A 17,434-nucleotide genomic window follows, 5' to 3' on the forward strand; every position below is an offset into this window, starting at 1 on the left:
CTTTGTCCTCGGTGATCATAGCGATTATTGTTTGTAAACTTTTGATTTTTTAGCACCTTAAAGTTACAACAATTTTCGCTAATCACCAAATTTTTAGACACTTATATTTCGTCGAACTCACGTTAAAATAAGTGAATTCTTCGACATGGCAAAATTCTGGGCCGCTCGGCTCTGCCGTTTGACTTGTTCAAGAATTTTTGGTTGCCCAGGTGCTTAAAAAGTTTAATTAATAATAGTGTTGCGAAATTATGGACAATGGGACATGCTACTAAACTACAATGGGGAATCGCTGGAGTGCTGGGCACCTTGCTTCTAGGCTCAATGCAAACGGCAGCGAAAACAATTGCGGATTCCTCCCTGAAACCACGGATTGTCGTTCTGACGGATATTGCACCGACAGACATTGAACCCGATGACATGGAATCAATGGTCCGCCTGCTGGTCCATGCTGACCTTTATGAAATAGAGGGACTGATTGCGACAGGAGGATGGAACAACTGCGGGAGAAGTTATCCGGACGAATGGATGGAAAACATGCAGAAAGTAATTAATGCCTACGAGAAGGATCTACCGAATCTAATGAAACGATCCGGACAAAAGGGTTTTCTGCCAGTAGAAAAGGAAGCTGGCAAACAAACGTTGGGCTATTGGCCAAGTGTTGCCTATTTGCGTAGCAGGACTGCATTTGGCAGCAGAGATTTAGGCGTAGCCAAACTTGGAGAGAAGAATCGCTCACAAGGTAGCAAAATGATTATCGACTTAGTTGACGAAAAGGACGACCGTCCCTTATGGGTCTTGGTTTGGGGCGGTGCAAATACACTGGCTCAAGCGATATGGACTGTCAAGCAGGAACGAAGCGAAACGGAAGTTAGAAAGTTTGTGAATAAGTTGTGTGTTTATACAATTACAGACCAAGATGTATGCGGAGGCCCCCCTGTGGATTATGCCTTCAGTTCTCATCAATGGATCCGCAAGACTTGCGGCAAGGATATCCGCTTTTTCTGGGACGATAGCGCCTGGATCGTGCAGAACGCCATAGGAAGCCAGAATTGGAACGAATACGCAACTCATATACAAAATCACGGGAATCTAGGGAAAATATATCCGAAAAACAAATACGGAGTGGAAGGCGACACTCCTTCTTTCCTACATGTAACCCCAAATGGATTAAACGATCCGACCGTATGTAGCCAGGCAGGTTGGGGTGGCTATTTCCGATGGGGACTGTCACCAGACAGTCTGACAACATGCTACACAAATGCAGATCCAGCAGTCAAATGCATATCGGAGAAATATGAAAAATACTTCTATCCCGCAATATTCGCCAACTTCGTAGCACGTATGGATTGGGCTGCATACGGCAAAGGAAACCGTAACCCGATAGTCATCGTAAACGGTGAAAAGGGATTGAGTCCGATTATAATTGAACCAAAAACAGAAGAGGAACTCCAGTTAAACGCTTCAGAATCTGCGGACCCGGATAAAGATAAACTGACTTTTCATTGGTGGATAATGCCGGAAGCGGGTACTTACACCTCAACGGTAAGTATCAGAGAGGCAGACAAAGCTAAAGCCTTTCTACGTATCCCCCAAGATGCGGCAGGAAAAGAACTGCATATAATCTGTGAAGTGACAGACAATGGAACTCCTGCACTGACGAGTTACAGAAGGGTCATCATCCGCCCAAAACGATGACACGCCAGTAAACGAACATATTACTATTTTAAACCAATTATACAATGAAAAAGAAAAACATCCAGACCTCCGTTTTATCAATGGTCATTGCTGCATGTTTGATATCTCACCAGCAAAATGCGCAGGCCGGAGAAAATCCGTCCTTGCAAAATGATTCCGTGCCTTATGTAACCATGCCGGACGTTTCCCCTAAACTCACCACAGGAGATGGAAATCCCCTGCTGGATTTTATGTTTACAGCGGATCCAACTGCAGTAGAATATAATGGCAGAATTTATGTGTACGCAACAAACGATCAGCAACAATATGATTCAATAGGCGGTTACGGAAAAAACTCCTACGAATACATCAAATCTCTGGTGATGATGTCTTCCGATGACATGACAAACTGGACCTATCATGGAATTATTAAAACAGACAGCATTGCCCCATGGATAAAAACATCATGGGCACCGTCGATCGCAAAACGTGAGGAAGCGGACGGCAAGACTCACTTCTACCTCTATTTCTCCAATAGCGGTGATGGAACCGCAGTGCTGACATCCACATCCCCCATAGGACCATGGTCAAGCCCGCTGAATCATAGTTTGGTAGATACAAACACTCCCGGCATAGCAGGAGAATGCAAAGCCGCTTTCGATCCGGGTGTAGTCATCGATGACAAAGGAAGAGGTTGGCTGACAGTAGGCGGAGGATGTGCTCGCATTATGCGTTTGGGAAAAGACATGATTAGTGTGGATGGCCCGATAAAGCCCATCAGGGCTCCCCATCATTTCGAAGCTAACGAATTAAACTACATCAACGGCACATACGTTTATACTTATAACATAGATTGGCAAGATTTTAGCGACTGGCCTCTCCAGACAGAGAAACCAACCACCTGTTGCATGAGTTACATGACTAGCAAAACTCCGCTGGTAACCAAAAGTTGGAAATACCAGCACAACTATATGAAAAACCCTGGAGATTATGGATATGACTACAGCAACAATCATACACATCTAAACAAATTCCGCGGGAAATGGTATGTATTCTATCATACAATGAGTTTGCAACATAGTTTCAATACAACAGCTGGTTATCGTAATGTTTGTGTCGATGAAATACAAGTTGACGAGAATACTGTGAATATCCACATGGGTAATCAGACTCTGAAAGGCGCAAAACAGATACAGCCTATGAATCCGTTCATCACCCAGCAGGCTGAAACCACAGCAGCCACACAAGGTGTCAAGTTCACAAATGGAAAAAGCATCGGGGACATGTATGCCGTTACCGTTCCCAACAAGACTGGCATCATTGCTGTCAGAGGTGTGGCATTCAACAAAGTACCTTCCAGTCTGGAAATTAAGGCATCCGGAAACGGAATCATAGAAGTCCGCCGGGATAGGCCGGACGGAGAAGTCATAGCTTCAATCAAAGTCGGTACCCCGCAAATGAAACTCATAGAATCCCAACTTCAAAAGAATATGACAGGTACAATGGACCTCTGTTTTGTCCTAAAAGGAAACAATATCACATTCGACGAATGGAAGTTCAAATGATACCTTCCAGCAGATGACAAGGAGGGTGCATTGCCCATTATGATGCACCCTCCTTTAAAAATCGTTTTAGGAAACTGTTATATTGTTATATTGTAACGCTTGGGGTTGATGACATAGACCAGTCCCCGTGTCATTCTACATCAATACCAAATTGGTGGATCTTTTCATCAATCAGTCCGGTGAGCATAAGTCCAACGACATAACATGATAGGAAAAACGTGTTAAGCAAAACGCCATTTCCTTAACACGTTGCATGCAACATGTTAAGCAATTCGGTGTTTGGTTAACATGATAATTCGAACAGGTTACACCTTATATATAATAGGTGGTTAGCCGTATTGTGGGCTAACCACCTATCGTTACGTTAGGGATTGACGTTTAATTCCAAGAATTCAATATCTATAGGCGATGGTATACCTTCCGAGGTTGTCATCGTCTGCTTATTTCCGGAGTTTTCAACTATTAAATCCGTGAACGCCATTGCTGCGAATGTGCGATTAGCTTTTTGGAAACTGTAAAACTGTAACGCAAAAATCGTTTTAGGAAACTGTTATATTGTTATATTGTAACGCTTGGGGTGATGAGGTTGACCAGCCCCGTGTCATTCCCCTGTAGGCTGCAATTCTTTCATTGATGTCATCAACTCTTCAAAATGCAGATGATGTAGAGAAAACGTATTCTGATAAACCCAAAATTTTTGTCGGTTTCTACTGATTTTTGGGTATAATTATGTAACTTTGTAGCCAAACAATCTAAATCATAGCACGATGAGCAAGGATATGAACCGCATAAAGGTGGTTTTGGCGGAGACGAAGCACACCAATCGATGGTTAGCATGAGTTAAAGAAAGATGAGGCAACTGTTTTAAAATGTTGTACAAATACCAGTCAGCCAAGTCTTGAAACACTTTACCAAATAGTAGAGTGTCTTAACGTCGATGTAAAAGACCTTCTAAACTCATCCAAAAACGATGACATACAAAATTTGTAAGATTCGTTAAGCAATAGAAGAATATGAGCAGCAGCTTCATTACAAATAAAGACAAGTTCCTCTCGGACATCATAAACGGCATTCTTCCCAAAACAGATGCCGTAGATTTCCTTGTGGGCTACTTTTACTATTCCGGCTATGTGCAACTCTCTGAAAATTTGAAGAGCAAGCACATCCGCATCCTTGTCGGCCTTGACATAGAGATTCAAATTTCCAAGCATGTTTGTGAGGTTGAGAACTTCCGGCAGAAGCTTCTTTCACGTGGCGTATTGAAGGAACAATACTATAGCGAGTTTGTCAAAGCGTTTAATGATACCGATTTTCTTGATACTGCAGAGAAGATAGAACAGTTTAAGATGTTCTATGCCAAGATACTTGATGGCACGTTGGAAATCCGCAAGACGCTTGATCCTTGCCATTCAAAGATGTATCTCTTTGTCTATAATGAGTCGATGAACGAGAGTGGGGAACTGCCAGGCGTGATGATAACAGGTTCAAGCAATCTGTCATACCAAGGTATGCAGGGCCGCTTGGAACTCAATGCGCGCTTCAATGACAAGGCCGACTATGATGAGGGACACGAGATTTTTGAGGAATTGTGGCGCGATGCAGTTGTCATTGCCGACCAAACTAATGTTGACGAATGGAACAACAAGGTTATGGCACACATTTGGTATGACACGCTCTTCTCTCCATACCTCATGTTTATCCGTGTGCTCCATGAGTATTTCAATATTCCGACAAAAGAGAACCTTCTCACTCCTTACGACATTACGGATGGCAGGTATTCCAATCTGAAATATCAGACGGATGCAGTGCAGTTAGCTCTTCGCTCTTTGGAAAACCATAGTGGTGCTATTATAGCCGATGTAGTGGGCTTGGGCAAGAGTGTTATTGCTGCAACGGTGGCGCGCAACCTGCACCTTCGCACCATTATCGTGTGTCCACCTCACCTTTGCAAGCAATGGGAAGGGTATCGTGATGAGTTCGGTTTTACGGCATCGGTATTCAGTGCAGGAAAGATTGAAGAGGCACTGCTACATTATCAGGAATTGAAGAAGCCCGACGAAAAGTTCCTTATCATCCTCGACGAGGCACATCGTTTCCGCAACGAATACACCTTGGATTATGCTTTGCTTCACAATCTCTGTATCGGTAACAAGGTGCTGCTCCTTACAGCAACCCCCTTCAACAACCAGCCTGCCGACATCTACTCGCTGATCAAGTTGTTCCAGATACCCACCCATTCCACATTAAAGACTGTGGAGAACCTTGGCGCAGCATTCAAGCAGCTTATCGACTGCTATCAAGAACTGCGCGAAGCACAACGCAAGGGACAAATAGAAGAGGATGAGGTTAAACTTACAGTCAATAATATATCAAAGGCCATTCGTTCCATCATCGGTCCGTTAGTGGTACGTCGTTCACGCCTTGACTTGCAAGACATACCCGACTATACCAAAGACTTGAAACAGCAGAAGATACAACTCGTCATTCCCAATGATCCTGAGGAACTGACTTATGACCTAAGTCAGATGAAAGACCTGTATCTCAATACACTTGACCGTATCAGTAAATCAGAAGGCAGCACCGATAATATCACACGCTTTAAGGCAGCTCGTTACTCACCCGTGCTCTATGTCAAAAAGGACATGAGGGAGCAGCTTGCCCAAGAACTGGAAGAGAAGACGGGTATCAAGTTTGGACTCCTCATTGGACGTCAGACCAACGTGTCGAGCTTCATGCGCCACTTGCTGGTGTCTCGTTTTGAGAGTTCCATGGCAGCCTTCCAAACGTCGCTTGGCTACATGATTCAGTCTGCCGAGCATCTTTTGACATGGATTGACAAACGTCATAAGATACCGGTATATAAAAAAGGCAATCTCCCAGAAGTGGATGATTTCTATACCGACGACGGCATGGAAGAGATTCAGGAGACTTTCGATAAATATGAGAGTCGCGGTTTCTTTGAGATTGATATGAAGTATGTAGAGGACAACTTTATCGAAGATGTAAAGACCGACATCCATCTGCTTCAAAGCCTTCGCGAAGAGTGGTTCGGTAAAGAGAATGTCATTAAGCAAGATCCAAAACTTGATTCATTTATCGAAATAGCGAAGAAAAAATTGGAACAAGAGCCTGAGCGTAAGCTTATAGTCTTCTCTGAGTATGCCGACACCGTCGATTATCTCGGTAAGAAATTGGTGGAGGCAGGTCTTCCTGTAATGAAATACACTTCGGCCGACGCATCTCCCAACAATAAAGAGCGCATACGCGCCAATTTTGATGCCGGATTGAAGAAAGAACTTCAGTGCGACGACTATAAGATACTTGTGGCCACTGATGCCATCTCTGAAGGTTACAACCTGCACCGTGCTGGCGCTATCTTCAACTATGACATTCCATACAACCCCACACGTGTCATACAGCGTATCGGTCGTATCAATCGTATTAACCGCAAGGTGTTTGACGAGCTCTTTATCTACAACTATTTCCCATCGGATGTGGGTGAAGCTGAGACACGTACAAAGGAAATCTCCACACTCAAAATGGCCATGATTCATGCCATCATGGGGGAAGATACCAAGGCACTGACAAAGGACGAAGAGGTGCAGGCCTATTTCAAGGAGCGTTACCGTAAGGAGATCCAGAAGAATGAAGAAAGTTCATGGGACACGCCTTACCGGAAACTTCTCAACGAAGTGAAAGGCACTGAGGCATATCAAAAGGCTCTTGAAATACCCCATCGTGCCCGCACTGCGCGCAAGATTGAGAAGGCGGATTATGGTGTACTAATGTTCGGACGTAAAGGTAACGACTTTGTGTTCAAAATTTGCAATGAAGAAGAGTCTCCAAAGATGCTCTCAGCTGAGGATGCACTTAAACTCTTCTCTGCACAACCGTCTGAAAAACCTGTAGAGTTGAGTGAGTTCTTTGATGCGACCTACCAGAAAGTGAAGATCAGCCTGTTCAAGGGCGGAGCTAATGACCACAACGAGAAGGATGTTCTGAATGCTCTGGCTAAGATTAAGGTATTTGCCAAAGCAAAACTGCTGAATAAGGATTATCTCGACGATCTCCTCATCGTGGTAAAGGCAGATGCCTTGTCAGGTCATGAGATAAGATACATCAATCAGTTGTCTGTGAATAATGTCAATGAGTTGCCGCTAAAGATACCAAATGAGTATCTGGCCCGCATCATCATCACCCAGAACAGTGTGGATGAGGGTGAAGAGACTTTGATTTTGAGTGAAGAACTTCAAAAATAGAACAGATGGAATTTAACAAAGCATACAATCGGCAGGAGTTTGTGAGTTTCCTGCGAAACAACTTCCTTCCGGAAGACTTTGTGCCTCTGGTGGAAGATGTGCCGCTCGCTACTGCCACCAAATATACAACCACGACTACGAAACTGGGCACATGCGACTCGCTCGACCTTGTGGTCTATGAGGTGCGCCACACGTCGCGCCACGATGCGCGCGTGGCATTGTCAAAAGAGGCTTTCCGATTGCTGGCCGATGAGATGCAGGAACGTGCCCTGGTGGCTTTCGTCCCAGAAGACAATGCCGCCAACTATCGTTTCTCATTCATTGAGATTAGTTTCGGTCTCAAGGACGAGATGCATATCATGCGCACCTACAGCAATCCTCACCGCTACAGTTTTCTGCTCGGTGAAGGCATTGCCTACTATACTCCCAACAAATATCTGAACGAGAAGGGACGGGTCATTGATGAAGGCGACCTCCGTGCCCGATTCTCTGTTGAGACGCTGACGCAGGATTTCTATCGCGAGTTGAGCGACTGGTATGCCTGGGCCATTAAGATTATCCGTTTCCCCAACGATATTAAGGACGAGAAGGACAACGACAAGTATAACCACGAGAGCGCCATCCGCCTTATCACGCGCCTTATTTTCGTTTGGTTCCTGAAACAACGCCATCTGATACCTGACGAGTTCTTCGACCAAGAGTATATTGCCAACAACCTTATAGAGAACTTCTGTCCTCACCAGAAGGACGGTCTCTTCGGCTTTAAGTCGCATGAAAGCGTCTATTATAAGGCCATCTTGCAGAACTTGTTCTTTGCCATGCTCAATAGCCCTATTACGAAGGAGGGCAGCACTAAGCCGACGGAGCGTCGTTTCCGCAATGGCCGTGGCGACTACGACAACAACAAGTTGATGCGCTACGAGCGCTACTTCTTGAATCCACAGCTCTTTGTTGACTTGGCAAATAGTACTGTGCCGTTCCTCAATGGCGGTCTCTTCGACTGCCTTGACGACAAGGATAAAGGCATATACTACGATGGATTCTCTGACCGCAAGGAGGTCGGCAGTAAACTCATATTCCCAGACTACCTCTTCTTTGGAGAAGAGGCAGGAAAGAATATTGACCTCTCCGAATTTTATGGTGACAAGAGAAAGAAGCGTGTTTCGGCCCGTGGTATCATAGACATCCTGAAACGCTATAACTTCACCGTCGAGGAAAATACGCCCTTCGACAAGGAGGTCTCACTCGATCCGGAGCTTTTGGGTAAGGTGTTTGAGAATCTGTTGGCAGCCTACAATCCCGAGACACAATCAACAGCACGCAAGCAGACCGGCTCATTCTATACACCGCGCGAGATTGTGCAATACATGGTGGACGAGAGTCTTGTGGCTCATGTCAAGCGCATTGTGGGCGAAGACATAGAGGCGGAGTTCCGCCGTCTGCTGCAATACACCGACGACCCTGTTGACCTGTCACCAGAGCAGCGTAAGTCCATCATGCAATCGCTCTATGAGTGCCGCATCCTCGACCCTGCCTGCGGTTCTGGCGCATTCCCCATGGGTATGCTTCAACAGATGGTGCACATTCTCGGTCGCATCGACCCGGAGAATGTGGAGTGGAAGAAGATGATGATGGACATGGCTGTGGGTGAGACAACCGAGGCATTCCAGGCCGATAGCAAAGAGGAGCGTCAGGAACTCCTTGCCGACATCGAACGCAGCTTTGACGAAAACATCAACCGTCCCGACTACGCCCGCAAACTCTACCTCATAGAGCATTGCATCTATGGAGTAGATATTCAGCCCATTGCCATCCAGATAAGCAAGTTGCGCTTCTTCATCTCGCTTGTCGTGGATCAGCGCACGAATAACGACCCTGCCGACAACTTCGGCATTCGCCCATTGCCTAACCTGGAGGCCAAGTTCGTTGCGGCTAACACCCTCATTGGCCTTGCTAAGAAAGATGCCACGCTCTTCGATACTGATGCCATTAAAGAAAAAGAACAGGCGCTCAAACTCGCCAAGCACAAGATCTTCTCGGCAAAGACGATTCGCACTAAGCGCAAGTATCGCCAACTGGTGAATGACTTGCGTGTAGAGATTGCGAATATGCTTGAAAAAGCTGGTGCTGTGGGTAATATGGAAGCTCAAGCTTTGGCTTCATGGGATATGTTCGACCAAAATGCATCCTCGCCATTCTTTGACCCTCTGTGGATGTTTGACGTAAAGGATGGATTTGATATCGTGATTGGAAATCCACCGTATGTGGATGCCAAAGAGCAACTAAAGAAAAAGGAGCTTCGCATTCAGCGTAAGATGTTGGCAAAAGACAAACGCTTTGAAACCCTTTATCAGAAGTGGGATTTGTACATTGCCTTTATGGAAATGGGAATCAAGTATTTCTGCTGTAAAGAGGGCATTTTTACGATGATTGTTCCTTATCCATTAAGCAATCAGCTCTATGCTCTTAATATGCGTAAAATGATTATTAATAAATATAATCTAGTGCAAGTTGCCGACCTCTATGGGGTAAAGGTATTTGATAATGCAACTGTGACCAATTGCATTCCTTTTGTACGCAACTCACATAGGGAAGAAGGTGTATTTGTTTCGAATGCAAATAAGCAAAAAGAAATCAAACCTCTGTTCAAACAATCATATACCAACCTCATTCAAGATTCCAAAACCTTCGTTTGGAATTTTACACAAGAAGAACGTCGAGGAAATCGCCACTCTGGCATGCATGTATTAGGCGATTATTGCTACATAAGTAAAGGTATGGTTCTTAATGCTGATGAGAAAAAAGCAAAAGGAGAATTCAAAAAAGCTGATTTAATAAGCTCTTCAAGAGACGACATTCATTGTAAAAAATATATAGAAGGCAAGGACTTAGAACGTTACAACGTCAAACGATTCAGATTTCTCGAATGGGGAACGACACGATGTCCTGGACAACTTAGTCGACCGACGTTCCCCAAACTCTATACAAGCAAAAAACTTCTCATCAATGCATTGGGGGAGATGAAGGCATCTATTGATTTGGGAGAAAACTTTTATTGCGAGCAACAAGTTCGCATGGCATTGCTCTGGAAAGACCTTGCAGATGTAAATAACAAGAGTATAACTTCCAGTATCAAGAAATTTTCAACGATGACTCGCTATGATATGGCTGAACTTTCACGTACGATAGACTTACGTTGTTTACTCGCAATAATCAACTCACGCTATGCCTCTATTCTCTTAAACGACATTAGAGGTGGTGACTATCATATTGTTCCAGAACATATCCGCAACATTCCGATTCCAACTATTTCTATTGAGAATCAGAATAAGATAACAAAAGAAGTCGATTCTATACTCTCTGCAAAACGTACAGACCCGACTGCAGACACAAGCGAGTATGAGCGAGCCATTGACAAACTCGTCTATAAACTCTACGGTTTGACCTACGATGAAGTGAAAGTTGTGGACCCTGAAACCACGATAACAGAGGAGGAGTATGCCAAAGGAAAATAAACCTCTTTCAGAATCTGGGCGCCAGAACCTATATGAGGAAATGGGCGCTTTGATAGAGGATAGTTGTCCTCTATTGGAGAAGCGTGCCATCATATTGCGCGCGATGCAAGAGCCCACCGATTCTGATGAACATCTCAACCGCTATAAGCTATTGTTGGAAGTTCATCTGACGGTTCTCTATGCCATCATTGAGGTGGCCGTCGTTATGCGTGCCGACCTACGCTCCAAGCAGAACGCTGAGAAAAGAGAGAACTTGAAGTATTTGGTCTTCGTTATCCACGAATTCTATAAATCCTTGTTCCTTGGAAAGAAAGGAAAGAGAATATGGGATAAGGCAATCGAACTCATAGCTGACTCTAACGATGAGAATCTGACCGACCAACTAAAGTCCATCGAAGATAACATACAGATCTACACGAAGAAATACTTTACTCAAGACTCTAAGGAAAAGCGCGATGCTTTTGTGCATTACGACGAAAATTTGCTCCAATTATACCAAACAACGGTGGCCGTCTATGAAGAAGAATTGACGCAGATGACCAATTCCTTTCTTGCTATTGCGGCTCCAATCAATCGTTTGTTGCTGAATGTTTTGTTGCCTTGCGACATAATGGTGCAGAATGAGCCTTTGTTTAAAGCGTCAGCACGAGAGAATACGTTACTCAATGCCTTGAAAGATGTCCTAACTCAATTAGACTGCAACATCATTCACTTCACCCAAACCTTAGATAGGATAATGAAGTTGTGCCGCATACCTGAATTGTTGGCAGCAAATGAATCGTTTGGATTAAACGACGATGCGATTAACCAAATCAATAAAACAATAGATTGGTGTAAGCCTGGCGTCTTGGTTCATTTTTTCTATATTGACATAAGTGTTGCCATGAAAGGGTTTCTCTGTGCTGAAAGCAGAATAGAAAGGCTTTGGCATCTGACAAGAATGTACCTTATTATGTATGAGGCCCACAAGAAACTGTTTGACGGTGATGACGGTTCTCTCTGGAACAAGTATATTCGCAAACCGTTGGAGGACGATTCAAAACATGCGATAGATTTGGTAAAAGTAGAAGTTGCCATGAAAGCCATCATGCAGGACAAAGTGGTGGAAAACATCCGACAGGGTTATGTGCATATCCGACAGAAGAAGGAGTTTCGCCTTACAGACCTCATGACATTTATGGCAGGTATTAATGCGGAAACCATCCTGAGCAAATCGCTGACCTTTATAAAATCTTTGGCCAAGCTCATAACATTGAGCAAAGATGCCATGAATGTGTTAGCAAAAGACAAATCTATAATATAAGTTGATTATGAGTAGATTAAGCAAACTATACGATGCCATCGAGACGCTTCGCAAAGAAGGCGTTTCAACGGACGACCTGGAAGAGAAGGTGAGTCAAGCAGAGGAGGATATCATCAAGAAAGAGATTCTCCCCATCTTGACGCAGAACATTGAGCCTGCCCTTCAGCAGGTGAAGCGCGAGCTTGTACTGGTCGTTGACTATCAGCCCGGTCAGCCTATAAGCGTCCATCTAAGCCGCAAGCGCAACTTCACGGCAGAAATTTCCGATGCCAAGGAAATTGTGCAAGACCCTATCGTGGAGCATGGAGAGAGAAAGAGCAAGCAGGAAAAGATTGAGCGTTCTTCTCCAACTGATATGGCAGTTTTCTTCCCCGATGGAACGATGATTGCAGAGGAACATGCCAAAGATACGTTAGAGAAAGTAGTTCGCAAAATAGGCGTGGCAAGAGTGCGCCAAGTGGTGGAAGCACAAGGGTTGGTGATGTGCAAGGTGCCCGTCATCTCCAACCGTCGCGACACCAAGTATGGCCGGGCTCAAAGAGACCTTGGCAATGGTTGGCTCCTCATGACCCACTCCAACAACAAGATGAAGAAGGCTTTCCTTGAAAAGGTGAGCGCAGCCCTGGGCTTGGGGCTTAGAATAGTATTGAATTAACGACAACGAAATGGAACACCGTTATCACATTCCGCATCTTCCACTGCCTTTTGACATTGAGACAAAAGCTGTGATGAAACAGTTGATTTCCGCCAACCGCAAATTGGCGGAGCTCAGAGGTGTGGCCCAAACCATTCCCAATGAGAATATACTTATAAGCACGCTGACCTTGCAGGAAGCAAAAGACAGTTCGTTGGTTGAGAATATCGTTACGACGCAGGACGACCTTTACAAAGAAGAGTCTGGGCTACAGCAGACCGTGACAAATGCTTCTGCTAAAGAGGTGCTCGATTATCGTGCTGCCATATTGCGCGGATTTGATCTGGTGCGAAGCAAGAAAATCCTGACATGCAATATCATCTGCCAAATACAGCAAGAACTTGAGCACAACCGTGCCGGTTTCCGTGCATTGCCAGGAACGATGCTCAAGCGAGGTGATGGTGAGGTGGTATATACTCCGCCTCAGACTGGTGATGAGGTGCGGCAACTGATGGAAAACCTGGAAAATTTCATTAACAACGACACTCTCACAGACATCGACCCACTGGTGAAGGTAGCCATCGTGCACCACCAATTTGAAAGCATTCACCCATTCTATGATGGTAACGGCAGAACGGGACGTATCATCAACATCCTGTTGTTGGTCATCTATGATTTGCTTGACTTGCCAATTTTGTACTTAAGTCGCTATATCACTCACAACAAAGGCTCTTACTATCAACTCATACAGGCCATTAGGGATAAGTCTGACGACAATGCGAATGAATGGGAGCAGTGGGTGTTGTTCATTCTGAAGGGCATAGAGGAGACAGCTGATAATACCATCAGTCTTATTAAGCAGATTTCCAACTTGATGAATCAGTATAAGCAAGTGCTTCGTCCGCTGTTTGTAAAACAGTACAAGCATGAGTTGCTCAACAACCTGTTCAATCACCCTTATACGAAGATTGAGTTTGTGGAGCGCGACATGATGGTTTCACGTCAAACCGCGAGTAAGTATCTGGACATGATAACTCAAACCGGTCTGCTGCAAAAGATAAAAATGGGAAAAGAGAACTACTACATCAATACCAAATTGGTGGATCTTTTCATCAATCAGTCCGGTGAGCATAAGTCCAACGACATAACATGATAGGAAAAACGTGTTAAGCAAAACGCCATTTCCTTAACACGTTGCATGCAACATGTTAAGCAAGTCGGTGTTTGGTTAACATGATAATTCGAACAGGTTACACCTTATATATAATAGGTGGTTAGCCGTATTGTGGGCTAACCACCTATCGTTACGTTAGGGATTGACGTTTAATTCCAAGAATTCAATATCTATAGGCGATGGTATACCTTCCGAGGTTGTCATCGTCTGCTTATTTCCGGAGTTTTCAACTATTAAATCCGTGAATGCCATTGCCATCCGTGTGCGTTTTGCTTTTTGGAAACTGTTATATTATAACGCTTGAAATTCAAAATCGTTTATGAAAAATGTTAACTATAACGCTGGGGCCGCTTGCCAAAGCGAGAACTTTTTGTTGCCCAGGTATTTGTGGAAAATAATAGATTATAGTCTTGTGGAAATTAATGGTAATGTCGCTCTCTGTTGGAGAGAACGTCAATCGCTGGGGGAGAGAACGCCAATCGCCTGTCACGATAACGCCAATCGCCAGTCGTGAGAACGCCATGCGCTAAAACACAGCATTTAGTACCAATTTCACATCTCATGTCGTGTTCTGACCAGTTACTCGGATTTTTTATGATCCACGGAATACACGGCACCTTGATAAACTATTGTTTCTCATCTAAATGGTGTGGTTTTTGATGGGATTTTGTCTCTATAACATTAAAAAATCTAAATTATTAGTTAAATAAAATTAAAATCCAGACTAAAGGGTTGACAACGGGGGGTGTGATATTGTATCTTTGCACGCGAGCCCAAGGTTGATTTCCAAAACAAGGATGAGGCCTTTGCAATAAACCACAAGTCTTATCAATTAAAAATTCGCAATTATGTTTACAAATGTAACTCTAAGCACCTCAAACTGGTTACAACATAAGGACCATGGTTTTTCGATTTACACCCGACCAGTTCTCGATAGCTTCTCGTTCGGTTCTCGTTGGGTTCTCGTTAGGTCCTCGTTCGTCTCTCGTTCGTCTCTCGTTGCTTATTCGTTAGTCTATCGAAGACCGAACGAAGACCGAACGAGGAACAGGCGAAAAACGAACGAAAGAGCAACGAATGTCGGTCGAGAAAATAGCGAGAAACTATCGAAAATTCGACGAGAAACAGCCCGACTTGATGGGAATGGCAGCTTTCTGGCTTCTAACGTTAAGCCAAATGAGCAGAACTGAATTACTTTTGTACTTACAGGACTTAGGCTAAATAATCCGCACCCCCAGGGTATTACTCGATGCTATGAAAATTTTGCCCCATTCGGGGCGTTAGTAACCTATCAAGCAATGGCGGGGGTTGGAATGTCATGGAAACAGGTCAATGATATCCATTACAAGCGTTACAATATAACAATATAACAGTTTCCTAAAACGCAAACGGATGACAGCGGATGAGATAAAAGGGGCATCCAATGCACCGCAATAGAAAATATTCCTGCAAAAGGAGTGGGGGTGTGAGATTTTATTTGTACTTTTGTCATGTCAGAGCTTGATTTGCTTGTTTCGCGACAGTAAGAAAAGTGAATTTTCTGACATGGCAAAATATAAGCAAAATAGAAATGAAACAACTGAAAGAAAACGAAGGGATAGAGCGCAGCCTGTTGATCACAATGGCTCTTATTGCGGGACTGACTGTGGCTAATTGCTACTACAACCAGCCTCTGCTGGAGATGATACGTCACGATATTGGGGTGAGCCAACATGAGGCAAACCTCATAACTGTTGTCACGCAGATAGGCTATGCGCTTGGCTTGTGTTTCCTGATTCCTATGGGCGACCTCTACTCGCGCCGACGCATCATTGTTGTGAATATGACGGTGGCTGCCGTGATGGCGGTCGTCATTGCTGTTGCCCATCGGGTATGGATGATATGGGGGGCGTCTCTGCTATTGGGCGCCTGCTCTGTCATTCCGCAGTTTTTCATACCTATAGCAGGTCAATATTCTAAGAAGGAGAACAAAAGTAGGAATATGGGGGTCGTTCTGTCGGGACTGCTGACGGGTATTCTCGCTTCGAGGGTGGTTAGCGGTTACGTCGGCGAATGGCTTGGCTGGCGCGAGATGTTTGTCATCGCAGCTCTGGTGATGGTGCTGTGTATGGTGCTTACGCTCAAGATTATGCCGCAGATAAAAAGCAACTATGTGGGCTCATACAGGGGATTGATGGTTAGCGTGTTTGATATGGTTAAGAGCAACGGGCGCATACGGCTTTATGCCGTACGTGCCGCTTTCAGTTTTGGCAGTATGATGGCTATTTGGTCGTGTCTTGCCTTCCGGTTGGCTGAAGCGCCGTTCTTCTCTGGTAGCGAGATGGTTGGAACATTGGGATTGTGTGGTATCGCTGGTGCCATAGCGGCAAGCGGTGTGGGCAAGCTCGTGAACCAATGGGGCATAAGAAAGATGAGTGTTTATGGGGCTTGCCTGCAACTGGTGGCGTGGGCTACGGCCTATCTGTTTGGTGATACTTTTATGGGACTTGTGGTGGCTATCATCTTGGTGGATATTGGTTTGCAATGTCTGCAGCTAAGCAATCAAAGTGGTTGCATTCAGGAGGTGCCTCATGCTTCAAACAGGGCCAATACCATCTTCATGACTACCTATTTTATCGGTGGTTCTCTTGGCACCTATTGTGCCGGATTGGCTTGGATGCATGAGGGATGGATGGGTGTGTGCACGGTTGGAGTCGTCTTGGCTGTAATTTCGCTCTGCATAACATGTTTTAATGGAAGGAGAATTTAAATCCTGGAGGAAATCTTTAATAAAAATATGGCCTGTGGCCAGAAATCAATCATCGGAATTTAGACGGATTTTTTAGTTGCCTACGGCAAGAAATCTTTGGAGGAAATCTTTGTTTAAGATGTTGCTTCGTAAGAAATAATAATCGGAATTTAAACGGATATTAGACAGATGTTTTTTGGGGTTGCGCGAGCGCAAGATGTTTTGGAGTAGCGAAGACAGAGTGAGAGCTCGCTTTCACTATGCTGAGTCACGACAAAACAAACCATAGGTAAATCTTTGGAGGAAATCTTTTTTAAGATGTTGCTTCGCAAGAAATAATCTGTAATTCAGGGAGGCAGCAAACAAAATCTTTAACAAAAATCTCAACTAAAAATGCGCAACAGTACGTTGCTCTATAGGAGCGTTTTATTATGGATCGCCTTACAGGCTCGAAATGAACTGAACCCCAAAAGTTGGACACAACCAACAAGAATATGAAGTATAAGAAACGCTCATTGAAAGAACGTCTGGCTATCTGTCAGATGATTGAGAACGGAATGCCTGCGCAGACGATAAGAGAAC

8 protein-coding genes and 1 pseudogene are annotated in these 17,434 nt (G+C 44.4%); all 9 read left to right on the top strand.

What is annotated here, in order from left to right:
• Positions 1–321: 321 nt before the first annotated feature.
• The 9 genes and pseudogenes from CIK96_RS07175 to CIK96_RS07215 all read left to right on the top strand — a co-directional run bounded on the left by CIK96_RS07175 (position 322) and on the right by CIK96_RS07215 (position 16,873).
• Positions 322–1,695, top strand: a complete 1,374-nt coding sequence (locus tag CIK96_RS07175; protein WP_256387595.1) for a DUF1593 domain-containing protein — start codon at positions 322–324, stop codon at positions 1,693–1,695.
• A gap of 44 nt (positions 1,696–1,739) precedes the next feature.
• Entirely contained in the window at positions 1,740–3,239 is a 1,500-nt protein-coding gene (locus tag CIK96_RS07180) for a glycoside hydrolase family 43 protein (protein ID WP_254046257.1), read from the top strand.
• A gap of 767 nt (positions 3,240–4,006) precedes the next feature.
• Positions 4,007–4,229, top strand: a pseudogene (locus tag CIK96_RS13490) (helix-turn-helix transcriptional regulator).
• Positions 4,230–4,252: 23 nt separating this feature from the next.
• A complete protein-coding gene (locus CIK96_RS07190; protein WP_094440164.1) occupies positions 4,253–7,498 on the top strand; it encodes a helicase-related protein in 3,246 nt (1,081 codons plus the stop codon).
• Between the two features lie 5 nt (positions 7,499–7,503).
• Positions 7,504–11,013 carry an Eco57I restriction-modification methylase domain-containing protein gene (locus CIK96_RS07195; RefSeq protein ID WP_094440165.1) on the top strand — a complete coding sequence of 1,170 codons (3,510 nt, stop codon included), beginning with the start codon at positions 7,504–7,506 and terminating at the stop codon, positions 11,011–11,013.
• A complete protein-coding gene (locus CIK96_RS07200; protein WP_094440166.1) occupies positions 10,997–12,316 on the top strand; it encodes a hypothetical protein in 1,320 nt (439 codons plus the stop codon). The genes CIK96_RS07195 and CIK96_RS07200 overlap by 17 nt, the downstream gene beginning before the upstream one ends.
• A gap of 7 nt (positions 12,317–12,323) precedes the next feature.
• On the top strand, positions 12,324–12,971 hold the full coding sequence (locus CIK96_RS07205; protein ID WP_094440167.1) for a hypothetical protein: 648 nt from the start codon (positions 12,324–12,326) through the stop codon (positions 12,969–12,971).
• Between the two features lie 10 nt (positions 12,972–12,981).
• Positions 12,982–14,103 carry a Fic family protein gene (locus CIK96_RS07210; protein ID WP_094440168.1) on the top strand — a complete coding sequence of 374 codons (1,122 nt, stop codon included), beginning with the start codon at positions 12,982–12,984 and terminating at the stop codon, positions 14,101–14,103.
• A 1,591-nt stretch (positions 14,104–15,694) separates the two neighbouring features.
• Complete coding sequence (locus tag CIK96_RS07215; protein WP_094440169.1) at positions 15,695–16,873, top strand: MFS transporter; 1,179 nt, start codon at positions 15,695–15,697, stop codon at positions 16,871–16,873.
• Positions 16,874–17,434 lie beyond the last annotated feature (561 nt).

This window comes from Prevotella sp. P4-98, assembly GCF_002251405.1.
GTDB lineage: Bacteria > Bacteroidota > Bacteroidia > Bacteroidales > Bacteroidaceae > Prevotella.

Bases quoted from the DNA above. Each gene is read 5' to 3' on its own strand.
- CIK96_RS07190 (WP_094440164.1), top strand. From the start codon at position 4,253: ATGAGCAGCAGCTTCATTACAAATAAAGACAAGTTCCTCTCGGACATC.
- CIK96_RS07195 (WP_094440165.1), top strand. From the start codon at position 7,504: ATGGAATTTAACAAAGCATACAATCGGCAGGAGTTTGTGAGTTTCCTG.
- CIK96_RS07210 (WP_094440168.1), top strand. From the start codon at position 12,982: ATGGAACACCGTTATCACATTCCGCATCTTCCACTGCCTTTTGACATT.
- CIK96_RS07200 (WP_094440166.1), top strand. From the start codon at position 10,997: ATGCCAAAGGAAAATAAACCTCTTTCAGAATCTGGGCGCCAGAACCTA.
- CIK96_RS07215 (WP_094440169.1), top strand. From the start codon at position 15,695: ATGAAACAACTGAAAGAAAACGAAGGGATAGAGCGCAGCCTGTTGATC.
- CIK96_RS07180 (WP_254046257.1), top strand. From the start codon at position 1,740: ATGAAAAAGAAAAACATCCAGACCTCCGTTTTATCAATGGTCATTGCT.
- CIK96_RS07205 (WP_094440167.1), top strand. From the start codon at position 12,324: ATGAGTAGATTAAGCAAACTATACGATGCCATCGAGACGCTTCGCAAA.
- CIK96_RS07175 (WP_256387595.1), top strand. From the start codon at position 322: ATGCAAACGGCAGCGAAAACAATTGCGGATTCCTCCCTGAAACCACGG.